Origin of the sequence: Dorea sp. AM10-31, assembly GCF_003435815.1 — a bacterium.
Classification (GTDB): domain Bacteria; phylum Bacillota; class Clostridia; order Lachnospirales; family Lachnospiraceae; genus Dorea_D; species Dorea_D hominis.
The window spans coordinates 399,066-418,065 of the sequence record NZ_QTUV01000002.1; the positions used below are offsets into that span (position 1 = coordinate 399,066).

General features: G+C 41.0%; 18 protein-coding genes. All 18 read right to left on the reverse strand.

Annotated elements, in window-relative coordinates; genetic code table 11:
• Window positions 1-30 precede the first annotated feature (30 nt).
• A complete protein-coding gene (gene ilvN, locus DW125_RS05095) occupies window positions 31-561 on the reverse strand; it encodes an acetolactate synthase small subunit (protein ID WP_021860644.1) in 531 nt (176 codons plus the stop codon).
• Window positions 562-688: 127 nt separating this feature from the next.
• The gene (locus DW125_RS05100) at window positions 689-1,570 is read right to left on the reverse strand and encodes a radical SAM protein (protein WP_021860645.1); all 882 of its coding nucleotides are present in this window, start codon (window positions 1,568-1,570) and stop codon (window positions 689-691) included.
• Between the two features lie 50 nt (window positions 1,571-1,620).
• On the reverse strand, window positions 1,621-2,373 hold the full coding sequence (locus DW125_RS05105; protein ID WP_021860646.1) for an ABC transporter ATP-binding protein: 753 nt from the start codon (window positions 2,371-2,373) through the stop codon (window positions 1,621-1,623).
• On the reverse strand, window positions 2,370-4,382 hold the full coding sequence (locus tag DW125_RS05110) for an ABC transporter permease (protein WP_117537302.1): 2,013 nt from the start codon (window positions 4,380-4,382) through the stop codon (window positions 2,370-2,372). The genes DW125_RS05105 and DW125_RS05110 overlap by 4 nt, the downstream gene beginning before the upstream one ends.
• An 87-nt stretch (window positions 4,383-4,469) precedes the next feature.
• A complete protein-coding gene (locus DW125_RS05115; protein WP_117537303.1) occupies window positions 4,470-5,774 on the reverse strand; it encodes a sensor histidine kinase in 1,305 nt (434 codons plus the stop codon).
• A complete protein-coding gene (locus DW125_RS05120; RefSeq protein ID WP_117537304.1) occupies window positions 5,764-6,537 on the reverse strand; it encodes a LytR/AlgR family response regulator transcription factor in 774 nt (257 codons plus the stop codon). Before DW125_RS05120 ends, DW125_RS05115 begins: the two co-directional genes overlap by 11 nt.
• A 4-nt stretch (window positions 6,538-6,541) precedes the next feature.
• Complete coding sequence (locus DW125_RS05125) at window positions 6,542-7,126, reverse strand: coiled-coil domain-containing protein (protein WP_242992895.1); 585 nt, start codon at window positions 7,124-7,126, stop codon at window positions 6,542-6,544.
• A gap of 2 nt (window positions 7,127-7,128) precedes the next feature.
• The gene (locus DW125_RS14200) at window positions 7,129-7,320 is read right to left on the reverse strand and encodes a hypothetical protein (protein ID WP_021860651.1); all 192 of its coding nucleotides are present in this window, start codon (window positions 7,318-7,320) and stop codon (window positions 7,129-7,131) included.
• A 328-nt stretch (window positions 7,321-7,648) separates the two neighbouring features.
• Window positions 7,649-9,307 (reverse strand): glycoside hydrolase family 43 protein, encoded by a 1,659-nt coding sequence (locus DW125_RS05130; RefSeq protein WP_117537305.1) that lies wholly within the window; start codon window positions 9,305-9,307, stop codon window positions 7,649-7,651.
• A complete protein-coding gene (locus DW125_RS05135) occupies window positions 9,300-10,667 on the reverse strand; it encodes an MFS transporter (RefSeq protein WP_117537306.1) in 1,368 nt (455 codons plus the stop codon). The genes DW125_RS05130 and DW125_RS05135 overlap by 8 nt, the downstream gene beginning before the upstream one ends.
• Before the next feature lie 112 nt (window positions 10,668-10,779).
• Complete coding sequence (locus DW125_RS05140; RefSeq protein WP_117537307.1) at window positions 10,780-11,619, reverse strand: AraC family transcriptional regulator; 840 nt, start codon at window positions 11,617-11,619, stop codon at window positions 10,780-10,782.
• A gap of 375 nt (window positions 11,620-11,994) precedes the next feature.
• Window positions 11,995-13,005, reverse strand: a complete 1,011-nt coding sequence (locus DW125_RS05150; RefSeq protein ID WP_117537308.1) for a GGGtGRT protein — start codon at window positions 13,003-13,005, stop codon at window positions 11,995-11,997.
• Window positions 13,006-13,060: 55 nt separating this feature from the next.
• Window positions 13,061-13,753 carry an iron-sulfur cluster assembly scaffold protein gene (locus DW125_RS05155; RefSeq protein WP_021860656.1) on the reverse strand — a complete coding sequence of 231 codons (693 nt, stop codon included), beginning with the start codon at window positions 13,751-13,753 and terminating at the stop codon, window positions 13,061-13,063.
• Window positions 13,754-13,907: 154 nt separating this feature from the next.
• On the reverse strand, window positions 13,908-15,533 hold the full coding sequence (locus DW125_RS05160; RefSeq protein ID WP_117537309.1) for a GNAT family N-acetyltransferase: 1,626 nt from the start codon (window positions 15,531-15,533) through the stop codon (window positions 13,908-13,910).
• Between the two features lie 7 nt (window positions 15,534-15,540).
• Window positions 15,541-16,788 (reverse strand): competence/damage-inducible protein A, encoded by a 1,248-nt coding sequence (locus tag DW125_RS05165; protein WP_117537310.1) that lies wholly within the window; start codon window positions 16,786-16,788, stop codon window positions 15,541-15,543.
• Between the two features lies 1 nt (window position 16,789).
• A complete protein-coding gene (gene pgsA / locus DW125_RS05170; RefSeq protein WP_117537311.1) occupies window positions 16,790-17,332 on the reverse strand; it encodes a CDP-diacylglycerol--glycerol-3-phosphate 3-phosphatidyltransferase in 543 nt (180 codons plus the stop codon).
• Window positions 17,332-18,654 carry a 30S ribosomal protein S12 methylthiotransferase RimO gene (rimO, locus tag DW125_RS05175; protein WP_117537312.1) on the reverse strand — a complete coding sequence of 441 codons (1,323 nt, stop codon included), beginning with the start codon at window positions 18,652-18,654 and terminating at the stop codon, window positions 17,332-17,334. Before rimO ends, pgsA begins: the two co-directional genes overlap by 1 nt.
• Before the next feature lie 100 nt (window positions 18,655-18,754).
• Complete coding sequence (gene rpoZ / locus DW125_RS05180; protein WP_021860661.1) at window positions 18,755-18,997, reverse strand: DNA-directed RNA polymerase subunit omega; 243 nt, start codon at window positions 18,995-18,997, stop codon at window positions 18,755-18,757.
• Window positions 18,998-19,000: the final 3 nt, after the last annotated feature.

Sequence of the window (19,000 nt, forward strand, 5' to 3'; positions counted from 1 at the left end):
AAAGTATCTTTCGTTTAATACCATAAAGTATCACTCCTGTGTGAGTGTCTCTACATTGCCGTCCTGATCGATGAGTGTTACATCTTTCATGCCACGGTTCAGACCTGTAATTCCGGTTCTTGCAAGTTCCAGAATATCATACCCTCCCAGAAGATTTAAGAAAGCATCCAGTTTGGACTGTGTACCGGTAAGCTCAACCATCAGGGAATCCTTCTCCACATCAACGATCTTCGCACGGAAAATATCGGCTACTGAGATGATCTCTGAACGCTCCGACTTGTTTGCCTTTACCTTAACCATAATCAGTTCACGGTAAACGGAATCTGACGGCTCCAAAACCTTAATCTCAATAATGTCTTCCAGCTTTCTGACCTGCTTTTCAATCTGGGATAAAATCAGTTCATCACCACTTGATACGATTGTTATCCTTGTAAACCTTGGATCAGCGGTAACGCCTGCTGTAATGCTGTCAATACTGTATCCCCTTCTACTGAACAATCCTGAAATCCGACTTAAAACTCCTGGATTGTTGTCAACTAATAATGAAAAAACTCTCTGCATGACTGCACCTCTCTTTCGTTATATTTAAAAAACAGAGTGCGTTCTGTTTTTATATAATAGCAATACCTGTCACTTTTGTCAAGCGTATACGAATATCTTTTTTGTTTTCTTTTTTATTTATCTGCTCCTACGACCACGATTCCGAAATATAAGCGATTACTTCTTCCTTTTTCTCCTGCCTGATAATCTCATCCGCAATCTTTTTTATCATCTTTTCTTTGTCTTTTTTTAAGTTCCCGCGCACACGGAATTCAATAAAATCATGAAACCCGTCATAAGCAAGATCCATTGGTTCCAACTCTTCCAGCAACAGCTTTTCTTCTTTCAGATTCTCCAATTCTGTTGCCGGTTTGAAATTGCCGTTCCGAATCTCCTGATATAACGGTGCATCTGTATGTAAAAACATAGAGAAATTAATCACTCTTTCCGGCTTTGTCTCATTTAAGAATGCCGCTAATGCCCTGGCATTTTCCATGCCTTTTCCATGTCCTGCAACTCCTGTCATAATATGTGCGTCAAATACAATACCTACGTCCTGTATTCTTGCAATTGCCTTTCCCGCCTGAGAAATCGTATGATCTTTTTTCATAAAAGCAAGCACCTCTTCCAGACCACTCTCAATGCCCAGATACAGATGCTCCACTCCCAAACTATGTAATTGTTCCAACTCTTCCGGTGACTTTGCAAGGATTCCTGTAACGGTTGCATCCATGCGTACAGATGGCCCTTCCGGAAAATATTTTCTGACAAGCTTAAGGATCTCTGCCAGTTCTTCCGTCGGGAGATCAAATGCATTGCCATCGCCTAAAAATACGGCTTTGGGCTTTCCTCCGGCTTCTTTCACACGGATCAGATCATGTTCTACCTGGGCAAGTGGAAGTTTACGGAATTTTAAATGTTTGAACAATGTGCAAAACCTGCACCGGTTATAAGAGCATCCTACCATCACCGGCAGCATATAAGATGAACGCTCCATCGGTGCGCGGCAGATCTGACCTTCGTATTCCATATGCATCCCTCTCTTTCTTTTGCAGATGCCTATTATTATACCATGTTTTCCTATAAATCTGCCATCTTTCCGAGAATCCTGAAATAAAATCTTTCCTGTTCTTTAACTCTTTTCATTTCTTCCAGGATCTTTCCATCTTTCAACAGAAGAATCCTGTCACAGTAGCTTGCCATTTTCGGATCATGTGTCACCATAATAATCGTTTTTTTATACTCCATATGAATCCGGTTTAATGTGTCAATAACAAGTTGTCCGGAATGGGAATCGAGATTCCCTGTCGGTTCATCTGCAAGAATCAGTTCCGGATCATTGATCAGTGCCCTGCAGATTGCCACTCTCTGACGTTCTCCACCGGATAATTCATATGGATTTTTCTGAAGCAGTTTTCCAATTTCAAATTGTTCTGCCAGATTTTTTGCTTTTTTTTGCATCTCTTTCACCGGACTTTTCTTCAAAATCATTGGGAGCATAATATTTTCTTCCACAGACAGGCTGTCCATCAAATAAAAGTCCTGAAATACAAATCCGATCTTCTGATTTCTTATTTCTGCCAGTTTATCACCATATAGAGAATCCGTATCTTCTCCCGCAAACTGTATTTTTCCATTTGTCGGCTTATCAATCATACCCAAATTTTTTAAAAGTGTTGTTTTTCCACAACCGGATTTTCCCATAATTCCAACAAATTCACCCTGCTCTGCCTGAAACGAAATTCCTTTTAACACTTTTACATCTTCTTCACTTTCTTTCCATGTCGATTTTTTATAATTCTTTATAAGATTTTCTACTTTTATAACGCTCATCTTCTATTTCCTTCCTCCACTCTCTTTGCAACCCATTTTTTTAATAGTTCAAGCATGACTTCTGTAAGCAATATATATCCTGCTGACAGACAGCCCCAGTAAATCCATACTTCTTTTCCATGTACAACGCCAAGGTAAGATTCCCGTATTTTTTCCATCTCTACATAACCGGCAGAGAGCAATAACACAGCAACAGCCGTAATTTCCGGCAGCAGTTTTACTTCCCATGCAAGCGTTCTTTTCTTCATTTTCTTTGTAATCCCCATACATGACAGGAACTCATAACGTTTCCTGTAATCCGGCAGTTCAGATGCCGTCTTTACAAATAACGCAAAGTTTCCACTTACAAGCAATGCAAGAAAAAAGAACGCTTTATTTGATAATTGAAAGAGCAGGCTTTTTTCCAGCTCTGTTACAAACGTTGCAGTTACATAAAGTGTTTTCTGTACTTCATCTGTCAGTCCATAGTCCTGATTTCCATATTTATTTACATATTTCTGTAATTCTTTCGTTCCCTGTTTTTCTGTACGATCCGGAAATGAAAATAAATACAACAGATCCGGTTCTTCTTTTTCTTTTTTTAATTTCTCATGCCATTTATTAAAATAATTTTCAGAAAATACTACAACATTCTCTGCCTCTACACCGATCCTGTATTTTCCGAACCAGTTTCCTGCTTCGATTCTTTTCATTCTGTACAGATGATCCCAGTCTTTACTTGCAATCGGATGATTGGACTCCGGACTGACATATTCATCTTTTCCCTTATCAAAGCTCCCAGGCATCAGCCATGTGTATCCTTTGCGTCCATAATCCATCGCTCCCATGGTTACTTTTTTCCCATTGTAGGTTTTGTATTCATTTTGAATATATACAATCTCTTTATTCTTAAGATGAACCTGTTTTCCGGATAACTGCTCATATGTTTTCTCTGAAATTCCAACCAATTCAACACTATAACCACTCACCCGGATCATTGGAAATTTTTTTACACTTCCTTTGTATTCCTTTACACACTGATTTACAAAGTTTTGATTTTCTCCTGTATCTTTTCCCATCCATACTGCATCGTACGGAAAATATTTTTCCTGCCCTGAAATTGGAAGAATCTCTGCAATCTGTACACCGCAATAACCAACCGCTGCAAACTGTACGGTAAATATCATTAAGAAAAACAACATATTACTTTGATATCGGCTGTACAATCCATTTAATCCGAGAAGATGTTTCAGATAAAATTTTCTTCTTTTATGTAGTATCTCTAGCAAGATCCCTCCACCAAATAAAACTACAAAAAATGTTCCAAAATTCAAAAATAAATGAGAATACAGATATCCATAATCCAATGAATATCTGGCATAGATCCAATATCCTGCCGCTATAAGCAAAACTCCTGCTACTGTAAATACCAGCCACTTTCTGCTCTGTGGTTTTTTCTCTTTCTTCTTTCCATCATTCATCAGATCCTGCAGTCCATGATTATCTGCCCACACAAGCAGGGAAAATGCTACCGCAAGGAATACTGCCACGCTTAATTTACATGTATCCATATAGACAGAGACTGTAATCGGAACACGACGTATATATTCCGGAAAAAAATAATGCCATGCTTTCAAAACACCTCCAAGCATAAGCCGTCCTGCAAGCATTCCGGCAAATAAAGTTCCCAGGCAGCCTGAAAAATACTCAAAAAGAATCATTCCATACATTTTACGCCGTTTCATTCCAAGTACATAAAACAACTGATACTCTCTGAGTCTTAACCGCATAAATTTCTGCATAGAATATGTCATAATCGCCACACTGAAAATGCAGACCAGAATACATGCAAACATAACATCCTGTATCGTTCCAAAATCTGCAGATGCATCCTTCATAATTACTTTCGATACAGAATACAAGCCTAAAAACACAAAAAATTCTGCGACTCCTATAATGTTCCCTGTAAAATAGACAAAATAATTTTTCCAACTGCTTTTGAAATTTTTTAAAATAATCTGATATAACAAAAAACCACCTCCATCAGTTACTTATCCTTTTCTAAGAATAAGCACACTGACAGAAGTGGGCAATACCCTCGCCATAAACGGTATTTTTCAGGACATGAAAAAGGAAACCTGTACTTCGAATCTGTCCTTTGTGGCCAGATATCTGATTGTTCCTTCATATTTTTCAACAATGCGTTCTACACTTATAAGACCGTAGCCATGGAATTTTTGATTCTCTTTCTGGGAAATCCATCTTTTTCCTTCCCTCACCGGCTGTTTTTCCATACTGTTAGCAATGTTTATAAAAAGCATATTTCCCGGATTCTGTATTTCTGTTTTTATCCATTTTTCTCCTTTTTCAACTTTTTCACTTGCTTCCAGCGCATTATCCAGCAGATTGCCAAATAAAATACAGATTTCATTTTCTTCCAATACGAATTTTTCAAGTGAACAGGCGGTTATTTTCCATACAATTTTCTTTTTTTCTGCCATATGCATCTTCAGATTCAGCAGAAGATCCAGTGGCTGACAAGTCGTCCATGGATAGAACTTCACAGATTCATACTCCGGTGTAATCTTATCCAGATAACTCCGAAGTTCTTTCCAGTCCTGCCTCTTCTCATATTCTTTTAATAAGAGCAGATGATTTTTCATATCATGATTGATTCTCCGGTTCTCTTCCAGTGCTTCTTTCAGATTTGCATAATTATTTTCCATCATCGTATTTTGAAATTCAATCATCTGATTCTCTCTTTGCAGGCTTTCATAGCGGAAAATAAATTTACTGAACTGCCATAACAGCCAGATCAGCAGGAGCGCTATTACATTTGCAGTCACAATATTCTGAAAATACCATTTGGTTCCTTCACCCATCAACATCAACTGATAGATCAGAATTACAATATGTAAACCTGCTCCAAATGTTACAATCAGTCCTTTATATTCCTCTGCGATTCTCTTTATGGTTTTCTTTTTGCAAATAAAACAGACATAACCAAGAAATATTACACCCGCGATCAGGCAGCTTACTGTTTTTGGCAGCATGTCCAATTTCCACATCTTGGATGGATTCTGGCTTGTTCCCTGCATCAGAACTGCCCATGATGCAATAAATACTTCCAAAAAACTTAAACCACCATAGCAAACAGCAGGTACTCCAAATGCAAATGCGTACGCCTCTGTGCCAAGTGCAACACAGATAAAGCCGCACAGTGTGAGTAAGAACACTGTCAGATACATTCCAATCGGATACTCTTTACCTGCCACAAGTAAAACCACAGTTCCCACACTTCCGGCATATATAAATCTGTCTGCTTTTTTTCCTGCCGTTGCCGGCATTCCCTGTTTCATCAGATATGCAGACATCAGTGCCTCCAGAACCGCAAGTATAATAATAATGCTTCTATATCCCATGATACCTTTTCTTCCTCTCCCAGTACTGTCTGACACATTCTTTTAATTCCATCAGATGCCTTCTTGCAATTCTTATTCTCACACCGCCGGAAAGTTCAAGTTCCATTCCGTGTATCTGTATGACTTTCTCTATATTGACAAGGCAGCTACGGTCTGCATATACAAAATCTCTGTGCTGTAATTCCTCCCACAACGTTTTCATATTGATCTGTTCTCTGTAAACCTTATCCTGTGTGTAATACTCTACATATTTCTTTCCTTTTGCTTTCTGAATATAAAGAATATCTCCATATCGGATTTTCTGCATACCTTCTATCGTTTCAAGCACGCGGTATGAGTCTTCTTCCTCTCTCCGCTGCTGCAGTATATTTCTTAAAACTTCTGGTATCCGAACTTTCATCTCTTCTTTCAGAATATACTGATATGCATCCAGACGGTAACTTTCAATCGCAAACTCTTCATGTGATGTAATAAAAATGAGGGGAATTGCTTCCCCCTTTTCCTGTGCACGTTTCTTGTTCAGCCACTTTCCGAGTTCAATTCCATTCATCGTATCCATCTCGATATCAGAAAATACGGCAAGATATTTTTCATCCTTTTTCACAGATTCCAGAAATTCTTCTGCCATACAAAACAACCGCACATTAATCTTATCTGTCATATTCTTTTGTTTCAGCGTCTCTGTTACATATCTTCCGATAACCTTTAACATCTGCACTTCATCATCTATGACTGCTATACTTTTCTTTTCTGTTTTTCTCATAAATTTATCTGTTGCCTTCTAATTCTGCCAGCTTTCTTCGAAGCAATTCCACCTCATTTCTGGCTTCATCCAGCTGCCCTTTCGTTTCATCCAGCCGTCCTTTCGTTTCATCCAGCTGTCCTTTCGTTTCATCCAGCTGTCCTTGGGCTTCATCCAGTTTTCCTTTCGTTCCAACCAGCTCATCCTTCGTCTCATCTAATTCCTTCTGCATGTCATCAATCATTAACTGCACTGTATTACGATCCATCTCCAGTAATTCCTTTGAAAACATAGCCATCACCTCTTCTATATTCCGGCACATATCATAGATCTGACTGTACAGATCTTTAAAATCCGGATACTTCTCAATGATTGCGATGATCTCTTCCGGTCTGTCCATACATAGGAAAGCAAGCCACGCTTCAAGACGATTCGCAATCTTTATTTCTCCATTTTTATTGTGCTGAATCTTCTGAAAAATGTCAAGCGGAACAAATAAATATTTTTGAAGCAGATTCATTTCCAGACCAGTATCTGACTCCTGCTCAAACCGATGTATATATGTATCTGGAAAGTGTTTAAATTCTTCCAGCTGCACTACCATATCCATGATCAGCAGACTATTTTCATCTGCAAGTCTTCAAGAAATTCCTTCCTTCTTTCTTCTCTCCAGCTATAAAACATATCCTTCAACTGTTTGTCCTTCTCAATATCCTTCATTACTTCTTCCCGTGAACGGATCACCGGAAAATACTGACGTAATTTGTTTGTCATGGCAAACGCTCCTCTTCCTGATGCAGTCATAAAACCTTCCTGCATTTTTCATCGTTACTTTTTACATCTTGTTACGAACTAATTTTTTACTAAAAATCAAATTAAGTATTTAAACAAATATTACATATCAAAGGCAAACTGACGTCGTAACATCTTCACATGACACTCAGCAATCGTTTCCCTCTAAAATTAAAGTTTCTGGATTTTGCTCCAAACCGGAGCATTGGAATATTCGTATTTTCTAATACAAATAGAATCTCTTTAGAACTATAAGATACAACTTGTGTTTACTTTACCAGAAAAGCCCACAAAACACAAGTTGTATTTTGCAGGCTTTCTCTCCTGAAATTATTTTCAATTATTTTTCTTCCGGTGCCGGCATTCCTTTTTCTTCATCTGCCTCGTAAGAGAAAAAATCAAAATCGGCATAATGTTTATGCAATACACGGTCTGCACATGTAAGACCTACAAATGTTCCTGTGAACTCACCATATTTACAATACTCATCAGAGAACTTCGTTGTGTCAAATGTCCTTCCGATTCTTGTATAATTCTCACCGTCATAACTCCACTCGAACCAAAGCTCTCTTCCCTCAATCCGAAGTCTCAGATAAATCGGAACATCCTCCACTGCAATTCTCGTATCCAGATATTCTGTCTTTTCTCCATTTTCAAGCTGGATGATCGACAGTGCACTTCCACCCAGTGTCTGACTGTAATATTTACGCAGATTAATATAATTCATATTATCGTAATAAATGATCAGTCCGGCACTGTGCTGGTATACTTCCGGCTTGTATTCCATCTTTGTTGTAACCGTTGCATAGACACTGGTCAGTTTTCTTGCAAGGATACTGACCTTATTCAGCGATGTTCTGGACTCCTGTCCGCGGATTCTCACATAACCCGGACGGGCTTTTACATCAGCAAAACTCTGTGGCATAATACGTGGTGCATAATACCAGTTTCCAAGCTCCTCACCGTCAAAATCATCAAAATCCGGAATCTGTGGAACCGGATATTCCGGCAGTTTGCTTTCTTCTACATATTCTTTCGCCAGATTATCTCCATCTGCCATGCGAAGCCATCCGTCTTCGGTCCACTCCATTTTCTGTATTGCTGTCTCTCTTCCAAGCGTGCAGCGAAGCTCCGGTGCAAACGGTCTGGAACAGAGATGTACCAGATAAACCTCGCCAAGAGAAGTTTCTACATAACTTCCGTGACCGGATTTCTGCAGAACGCTGTCCGGATTGAAATATTTCGGTTTCAGATGATCCGGATCATGTCTTTCATTCGACTCGCCCGGAACACTTGTTACGATCGGATTCTTCGGATCCCCTTCATATGGTCCCCATACATTTTTGGATCTTCCCATCGTCACACAGTGATTGTATCCGGTTCCGCCTTCCGCACACATAATATAATAATAACCATTTCTCTTTGTAAGATGCGGTGCTTCGATACATCCTCTGTCTGTACCGCCGCGCCAGATTCGTTTCGGATATCCGACTACTGCCTTTTCTTTGGGAGAATACTCAACCAGACAGATCACACCCGGTTTTTCATATCCTTCTCTTGTCTCCCACTCCAGAGAAACAATCCATTTTCTTCCGTCATCGTCGTGAAGAATAGAAGCATCAAATCCTGCGGAATGTAAATAAACCGGCTCACTCCACGGTCCACGAATGTCTTTTGCTGTTACAAGATAATTGTCTACATCAAAATATCTTGCATTCATGGAATTCATCACACCATATACGACATAGAACAGATCTTCCTCTTCACAGTAAGTAAGGCACGGCGCCCAGATTCCTTTTGCTGATGGAAGTTTTTTCAGATCTACCTGTTCATCTGTCAGCACATGTGTATACAGCTCCCAGTTTTTCATATCCTTTGAATGATAAATCGGGATTCCCGGCATCCACTCAAACGTGGATACCGCAATATAATAATCGTCTCCTTTTCTGCAAATACAAGGATCCGGATTAAAACCTTTGAAAATCGGATTCTTAATCATTGTCCGCGACACCTCTTCCTTCTTTTAAGTCTGTTACGATTCCATCGTATTCTTTATCCAGTTTGTAGAAGCACATGATCGCTACGATCAATACTGCTGCTAACACCGGAATGTAGATAAATAACGCATTGATCGCTGTCAGTGCAGATGCACTCTGTGCTACCGCTTTTTCTGCATATCCTCCAAGTGCCAAAATCCATCCGAGCATAGCGGATCCAAGACCATTTCCGACTTTGAATCCAAAGCTTGAAGCACTGTTGATCAGTCCTTCTGTACGATATCCGGTCTTCCACTCTCCATATTCGATCGTATCCGATACAATCGCAAACATGCAGGAAGAAATTCCGGCATTACCGACACCTTTTAATCCAGATGCGATCATGATTCCGATATAACTTGTTCCGACAAATGCAAACATTGCAAATCCGAGTCCATAGATGATTGCTCCGAGAATCAGCATATTTCTCTTACCGATCTTCTTAATGATAAATGCGGTAAAGAACATTGCCACGATCTGTACGATACTTGCTACAAGATTCATCGGTCCGACCAGATTTGGATTTTTCAGTACAACTTTTGCATAATAAACAGCAGCTCCGCCGTTCAGAGAATAAATGATGAAAATAAATACCAGTGTCAGTGTGATCATGATCCAGTATTTATTCTGGAATAGTAAGCGAATTCCTTTGAAGAACGGGATCTTCTCCTGCTTTGTATGTTCAGAAGGTTTTACTCTCTCTTTCGTTCCTGTAAATGTAATTAAAAATATGATAACTGCAAGTACTCCGAACACTGCAAATGCTTTCGTCCATGCAGATGCGTTATTTCCAAATGCCTGTACAAGCGGAAGTGTCAGGTTTGTGATGATCAGCGTTCCGGTTGTTGCAAGGATCATACGGAAAATACTTAAAACAGATCTCTCGTACTGATCCTGTGTGATCAGAGCATTCAGGGTTGCATATGGTACATTGATCGCTGTATAGATCACAGACGATACTAAGTTATATGTAATGAAAATGTATGCGATCTTCGCTGTCTGCCCCAGTCCTGACGGTACACTGAATAAGAGGATTCCGGCAATTGCAAACGGAATTGCCATCCGTAAAATCCACGGTCTGCATTTACCCATTTTGGATTTGGTACGGTCTACGATCACTCCCATGATCAGATCCGTAACACCGTCAAAGATACGTGAAACGAGCATGATCGTTCCTACGATACCGGCACTGATATGCACATAATCTGTGTAGTAAAACAGCAGAAATGCTGACATTGCGGAATAAATGATGTTACATCCCAGGTCTCCGCATCCATAGGAAAATCTTTCCCAGAAACTGATTTTCGTCGTTTTTTGTTCCATTTTCTCTCTCCTTCTTATGTATGCTTTTCTTTCTATCTGCATTTATCATAACAGGCATTTTTTATCTTTAGAACAAACAAAAGCGACCTAAAAATAGGACGATTCCGACTTTTTATTTTTCTTTCTCTCTCGATTTCTTTCTTGCCTCTTTGGGAGTACATCCATAATTTTCTTTGAATGTACGCATGGCAACACGGTAATTGGTACATCCGTGTGCTTCGAAAATCTCTCCGATAGAAGCATCTGTTGCAAGTAATTCTTCATGCACCTTGACAATCCGGATCGCATACAGATATTCCATCAGTGTCATACCAATCTGCTTCTTGAAAAATCTTGCCAGATAATCTTCACTGTATCCAAAATGTGCGGCAATCTCCGGGACAAGACATTTTTCTCTGTGATGCTCTTTTAAGTAGACCATGATCTCATTTACACGTTCCAGATTTTTCTGATTACGGTCTGCTTCTTTTCTTACAATTTTTTTAGAGTAAGAATGAGCCAGCGTGTACAGAAGTTCATACAGCAAACTGTTAAAACGCAGCAGATAAGCCTCCGGACGGATATCGTAGACAATATACATATCTTCAAAGATTTTCTTCATCTTCTGAAGTCTTGTCTTATCAATCTCATTTTCCGGATGCATATCCACTTCAAACTGATACAATTCAATATCCGGAATGTACTTAGTAAGCATCTCTTTCGGGATCTGTAATACAAGAGCCCTGTTCTTCTCACTCAATACGGAATGCATCACCCTGGAATTAATAATATTAAATTCTCCTGCCTGCAGCACATTTTTCTGGTTCTCGGTCGTCACGATAATACTTCCTTCCAGCATATACACCAACTCCAGACTGTCATGCCAGTGCGGTGCGACATAACTTCCTTCATCTACCGATAAATAAAACCGTACTTCCACATCCGGGTTACGCGATACAATTTCGTGACGCATAATTTCAATCCTTTCCATTTTTGTAAAGTATAACACATACTGCGTAAAAACAAAAAGAAGATATTCTATGTTATATGAATCATCAGCCGCATGAATTAGCTGCTTTAATACTTTATGAAATATAATATGAAAAATCAAGAAAAAATATATGAATATGCTATAAAAGAAATGGTTGGTCACAGCATTAAGGACATCACCGAATCAGTCTACACTGTCCGAGATCTTGAATGGCTAAGAAATGACCTAGAGAAATTAAAATAAAGCGGCTGACTCGAGTGACTAATAGACAGTGTCTAATAAGTGTCTAATCAACCGCTTTTTCTTAGCTTTTATTCAATTCTACTAAGTCTAAAGCCCTTGTAAATTGGGCGTTTCTTAGAATTTACCTGCCTTTGCAGCTTCCTCGATGGAAACAGCTACAGCTACAGTCATACCAACCATCGGGTTGTTACCTGCACCGATCAGTCCCATCATCTCAACGTGAGCCGGTACAGATGAAGATCCAGCGAACTGTGCATCAGAGTGCATACGTCCAAGTGTATCTGTCATACCGTAAGAAGCCGGTCCTGCTGCCATGTTGTCCGGGTGAAGTGTACGTCCTGTACCACCACCGGAAGCAACTGAGAAATATTTCTTACCCTGCTCGATACATTCTTTTTTGTATGTACCTGCAACCGGGTGCTGGAAACGTGTCGGGTTTGTAGAGTTACCTGTGATAGATACATCTACTCCTTCTTTGTGCATGATTGCAACACCTTCACGAACATCATTGGCACCATAGCAGTTAACTTTGGAACGAAGTCCCTCAGAGTAAGCAATTCTCTGTACTTCTTTCAGTTCTCCTGTATAGTAATCATACTCTGTCTGTACATATGTGAATCCGTTAATTCTGGAAATGATCTTTGCAGCATCTTTTCCAAGTCCGTTCAGGATAACACGAAGAGGTTTCTTACGAACTTTGTTTGCTTTCTCAGCGATACCGATTGCTCCTTCAGCAGCTGCGAATGATTCGTGACCTGCCAGGAATGCGAAACAATCTGTATCTTCTTCCAGAAGCATCTTTCCTAAGTTACCGTGTCCAAGACCTACTTTACGCTGATCAGCTACAGATCCCGGAATACAGAATGCCTGAAGGCCTTCTCCGATTGCTGCCGCTGCGTCTGCTGCTGTCTTACATCCTTTTTTGATTGCGATTGCTGCACCTACTGTGTATGCCCAGCATGCATTCTCAAAACAGATTGGCTGAATACCTTTTACCTGATTGTATACATCAAGTCCGGCATCCTTTGTGATTTTCTCTGCTTCTTCGATAGAAGCAATGCCATAGCTGTTTAATACTTCATTGATTTTATCAATTCTTCTCTCATATGATTCAAATAAAGCCATTTAATTGTCCTCCTGAAAATTTTACCTGATATGTAATACCTGTACGCTATCGCGATTATTCTTTACGTGGGTCGATGATCTTAACTGCATCTTCAACACGACCGTACTGTCCTTTTGCTTTCTCCCATGCATCATTCGGTGTGTCACCTGCTTTGATGAAGTCTGTCATTTTACCAAGGTTTACAAACTGATATCCGATGATTTCATCGTGGTCATCTAAAGCGATACCTGTAACATATCCTTCAGCCATCTCAAGATAACGAGGACCTTTTGCTAATGTACCATACATAGTTCCAACCTGAGAACGAAGTCCCTTACCAAGGTCTTCCAGTCCTGCACCGATCGGAAGTCCGTCTTCAGAGAATGCACTCTGTGTTCTTCCGTATACGATCTGAAGGAATAACTCTCTCATTGCTGTATTAATCGCATCACAGACAAGGTCTGTATTCAATGCTTCCAAAATAGTCTTTCCCGGAAGGATCTCAGATGCCATAGCAGCAGAATGTGTCATACCTGAACATCCAACTGTCTCAACAAGGGCTTCCTGGATAATTCCTTCTTTAACATTCAGTGTCAGTTTGCAGGTTCCCTGCTGTGGAGCACACCATCCAATACCGTGTGTCAGACCTGAAATATCTTTAACTTCTTTTGCCTTTACCCATTTTGCCTCTTCCGGAATCGGAGCTGGTCCGTGATTTGCACCCTGAGCTACCGGACACATCATCTCTACTTCATGTGAATAAATCATTATAAAACTCCTTTCAACTATGTGTGTGTTTTCTCTTGTAGGCATTGTTATATGTTTAACGCCGTACTTGATTTTATTTTCTCATAAATTCTTTTACTCGTCAATTGTCACTTTTTATCAAATTCCGGCGCTTTCTGCGCCTTTTCTCTGCATTTTACCTGTCAAGTCCCTTCCAGAACGCTGTATCTGCAACGGAACTCTTAATTTCGTCGAATGTATACGGTGCTGTCACCCATGCATATTTTGTACTCTGCTTACCGGATGAAGCGCTTCCCATATTGAATCCGATCTCGATTCCGTCTTTGCTCACAAAAAAATTTGGAACATAAGCTCCTGTTTTGTCATTGCCTTCCAGTGCCTTTTTCATCTCAGCCGTAGTAAGGTCAGTAAGAAAACTGCTGTCACCGGTCTCTTTCTGCATGATCTTTGCCCAGTTTTCTACAAATGTGTCATCCAGCTTTACAATATCTCTGACTTCGTAAATTTTCCCGTCACGAAGACGGATATTTACAGTACGAAGGTCTGTCTGATACTCGCTGTATTCACCTCTGGCACTTGTATCTTCAAATACAACACTGATAAAATCATTCGTTGCATAGGTCACTTTGCATTTTACATAACTGATCAGTGCCGGTGTGTTTGCTTCGATTACTTTCTGCTTGATCTTCTCATCCGGATGTGTATAAATCTCATCCACGGTAGACATTGCACAGTTTTTTATTGTTTTATTAATTTTATCTGCATTCTTTCCTTTCAGGCCACTGATCTGTGGATAAGCAACATTAAAATCAATGATTGTAGAAGTCTTTTCCGAATCACGGAAGCTGTATGTCTCATTTTTCACCTTGTAAGAAAGATTATCTGCCTTATAGGCTTCTATCTTATCAACGCCTGACACACTGCTTTCGTCTGTCTTGTTCTGGCTGTCTGAACCACTGTTTCCATTATTCTCATCATTATCGTATATATCATCCGAATCATCCCAGCTGTCACCGTCATCCTCATACGGCTGATCTTCTGTGATTCCTACGTCATCTTTTGCTTTATAATAGATAAAACTTCCAAATAAAAATGCGCCGCCGACCGCTACGATCAAAAGTATGATCGCCGCAACAACTCCAACGATGACCGGTACTGCAGATCTCCGCTGTGGCATCTGTACCTGATGACTGTATGTTCCTGCTGGTCCCTGCCCGTTTTCTTCCGGTCCCGGGCCATAACTATAAGAGCCGCTTGAAGAACTGCCTGCACCGTAACCATAAGTATTCTGTCCCGGATTTCCGGTGCCGTAATGATAACTATACTGCCCGTATGCACTCTGCACCAGCTCCGCTTCCATCGGTACAAAACGGATTCCATCCTTTTCCTGTTCTTCTGTCACCTTGTGCATTCCAAGATGTTCATATGTCTCTACAGCCTGTGGCGCAGCATTTACTGTAATCTTAGAAGCATGCACTTCTCTTGCCGCAAATGCAACAGCTGCCAGATAAAGCATACGTCCGATACCGTGTCTTTGAAATGCCTTTCGTACAAAGAACAGACTGATGTGCCCGTTGTTTGTAACTGCGATCATTCCACAAATCTGCACACCTTCAAACGCACCAAATATAGTCACTTCCTGCCGTTCAAACATCTCGCGGAAAGAGTCATAGCTGATAAATTCATGGAAACGTCCGACGCCTTCATCAGTATATGCCGGTGCAACATCTTCTGCAAATACTTCTGCCGCCAGATGCAGTGCCGGCAAAAGTTCCTGTATCTGTATTTTTCTGATATTCATTTCGGATTTAACTCCTTTCTTTTACCAGTTCCTCCCGTAGGAATGTCAGAGCACGCACAACGGCATAATCTCTGTTTTTCGCACGATTTCCGGTAAAATGAAATTCTTTTACTTCTGTATGTCCCTTTACATAGCATCCAATATAAACCAGTCCGACCGGTTTCTCTTTGGTTCCGCCCCCAGGCCCTGCAATACCGGTCACCGCCAATGCGGCATCTGCTCCGGCTGCTTTTGCTGCACCTTCTGCCATCTCTCTGGCAGTCTGTTCGCTTACTGCGCCGTATGCTTCCAGTGTCTCTTCTTTTACACCAAGCAGTTTGCTCTTTGCACGATTGGCATAAGTAATATAGCCTTCTTCATACACTTCCGATGCGCCTGCAACATTCATGATCCGTCCTGCGAGCAGACCAGCCGTACAGGACTCTGCGGTTGTCACTGTCATCTTCTTCCCTTTCAGGAGTTCCACAACTGCATCTTCCAGCGTCACATCTTCTTCGGTTGTGTAGATTTTATCTCCGAATCTGTAGAACAGCTCATCCATCATCGGCTTCATTAAAGCATCTGCCTCTTCTTCACTCTTTGCTCTGGCTGTCACACGGAGATGTACTTCTCCTGTCTTTGCATAAGGCGCAAGTGTCGGATTGGTCTGTGTCTCCAGAAGATCCGTAATAACCGTCTCCACTCTGCTTTCTCCCATAGAGCAGATCTTCACCATTTTAGAATAAATACCTTCCGGTTGTAAGCCATTCAGATATGGAGCAATCTTTGACTCAAACATTGGTTTCAGTTCATTAGGAGGACCTGGAAGCAAAATCGCTGTCTTGTCGTTTTCTTCCAGTATCAGTCCGGGAGCCGTTCCATTGTCATTATCAACAACAACCGCGCCTTCCGGAACCATTGCCTGTTTCCAGTTATTTGCTGTAATATTGCGGTTGTGTACCCGTGCAAAATAATCTTCGATTCGGGCTCTTGTACGTGCATCTTCGTACAGTTCTTTTCCAAATACTTTTGCTGTCACTTCTTTTGTCAGGTCATCCTTTGTAGGGCCAAGTCCACCGCCAAGAATCACAATATCACTTCTTGACAGTGCCAGACGAAGCGCATCTTCCAGTCTCTTCTCATTGTCCCCGACAACACTCTGGTGATAGCAGGAAAGTCCCAGACCTGCACACTTTTCAGACAGATATGCTGCATTTGTATTTACGATATTTCCAAGCAGAATCTCTGTTCCGACAGAGATAAATTCAACTGTCACTTTACATTCCTCCCTGCGTAAGAACCTCAACATTTTTCGCAATATAATCAATTAAAGAAACAATGGTCAGAATCAGTGCTGCCCACATCAGGACTGTTCCGATCACATCAAATACCCCGCCCAGATCCATGATCATCACGATCACCATAAACATCTGTGAAACGGTCTTAAACTTTCCCCAGTAACTTGCCGCAATGACAATGCCATTGTCAGAAGCTACCAGACGGAATCCGCTGATAATAAATTCTCTTGCGATAATAACGATCACAAACCATGCCGTCAGCTTGCCAAGCGGAATGAGACAGATCATTGCAGAACATACAAGCAACTTATCTGCAAGAGGATCCATGAATTTTCCAAAGTTTGTAACCAGACCTCTTGCTCTAGCAATCTTACCGTCCAGCATATCTGTAAGACTTGCCACGCAGAAAATAATAAGCGCGATCCATTTATTGGCTGCACCGCCTGCGTCCGTCAACATAAAAAAAACAAAGAAAGGTACCATGATAATTCGTAATACTGTCAGCTTATTTGGTAAATTCATTACAACAACTCTCCTATCAAATCATATTCTACTGCACCGGTCACTTTCACTCTTGCGAAATCTCCCGACATCAGTTCTTCATCTGTATTAATAAAAATCAATCCGTCAACGCCCGGCGCATCTTTGTAAGTACGTCCGACATATGCATTCTCATCTGCAACTTTTCCCTCGATCATGACAAGCACTTCTTCACCGATCATATCTTCTGCCTGTGCAAATGCAATCTCCTGCTGCAACTCCATGATCTCAGCCTGTCTGTCTTCTTTGACTTCTTCCGGTATCTGATCCGGCATCTCTGCCGCCGGTGTGTCTTCCTCCGGCGAATATGTGAATACGCCGAGCCGGTCAAATTCCATCTCGTCTACAAACGCTTTCAGCTCTTCGTGCTGTTCTTCTGTTTCTCCCGGGAAGCCAGTGATCAGTGTTGTGCGAAGTGTGATGTCCGGAATTTCCCGTTTTAATTTTCCAATGATTTCTTCTAACTGTGCTTTGGAAGTTCTTCTTCCCATGCGCTTTAAGATTTCATCGTTAGCATGCTGAATCGGCAGATCCAGATAATGACAGAGCTTCTTTTCTTCTTTCATAACCTGGATGAGATTATCATCAATCTCTTCAGGATAACAGTACAGAATACGGATCCAGCGAATTCCATCTACCTTGCACAATTCACGTAAAAGCTTATGCAGAGATTTTTCTCCGTAAATGTCTTTTCCATATAACGTTGTCTCCTGTGCCACAAGGATCAGTTCTTTTACGCCCTGTTCAGCCAGATCTTTTGCTTCCTGTATCAGCCGCTCCATCGGAACACTGCGGTAATTTCCACGAAGCTTCGGAATGATACAGTAAGTACAGTGCTTATCACAGCCTTCTGCAATCTTCATATAAGCATAATGTCCACCGGTTGTCACCAGACGCTTTGTATCGACAAGCGGAAGTGCATTCACATTTTCAAGTTCTACATGTCCGGCACCCGCCAGTGCTTCTTCCACTGCTTCTACAATCTTATCATAGGCTGTTGTTCCAAGAACCGCATCAACTTCCGGAATCTCATCAATGATCTCCTGACGATATCTCTGTGCCAGGCATCCGGTTACGATCAGTGCTTTCAGACGCCCTTCCGTCTTATATTCTGCCATCTCCAGAATCGTCTGTATGCTCTCTTCTTTTGCATCGTGCACAAAACAGCATGTGTTGATCACAATGATATCTGCCTGTGTCTCATCATCTACAATCTGATATCCTTTTGCATCCAGGAGGCCCAGCATAACCTCAGAATCTACCAGATTCTTATCACAGCCCAGTGAGATAAATAATATATTCATTCTTACGTCTCCTCTTATTCTTTTATCAGAATTTATCCTTCTATCAGAAGAAAGGCAGATACCATCTGGCATCTGCCTTACATACATTACCTGTCAGACTCTATTCTTCCTCGTCTTCTGCTGCAATTGTAATCTTCGCCTGATTCAGCTCGTCAATTGCGATAGAAAGTGGCTTCTCTCCCGGCTTTGTATCTACTAACGGCATAGAACCATCGATGATCTCTCTGGCTCTTTTTGCTGTTGCCATAACGATAGAGTATCGGCTGTTGACAACCTTTGTCTCGCCTTCCTCGACGTCTTTGTTTACCACTTTCATTAAATCTGTGTAAGATGGGTGTAACATACA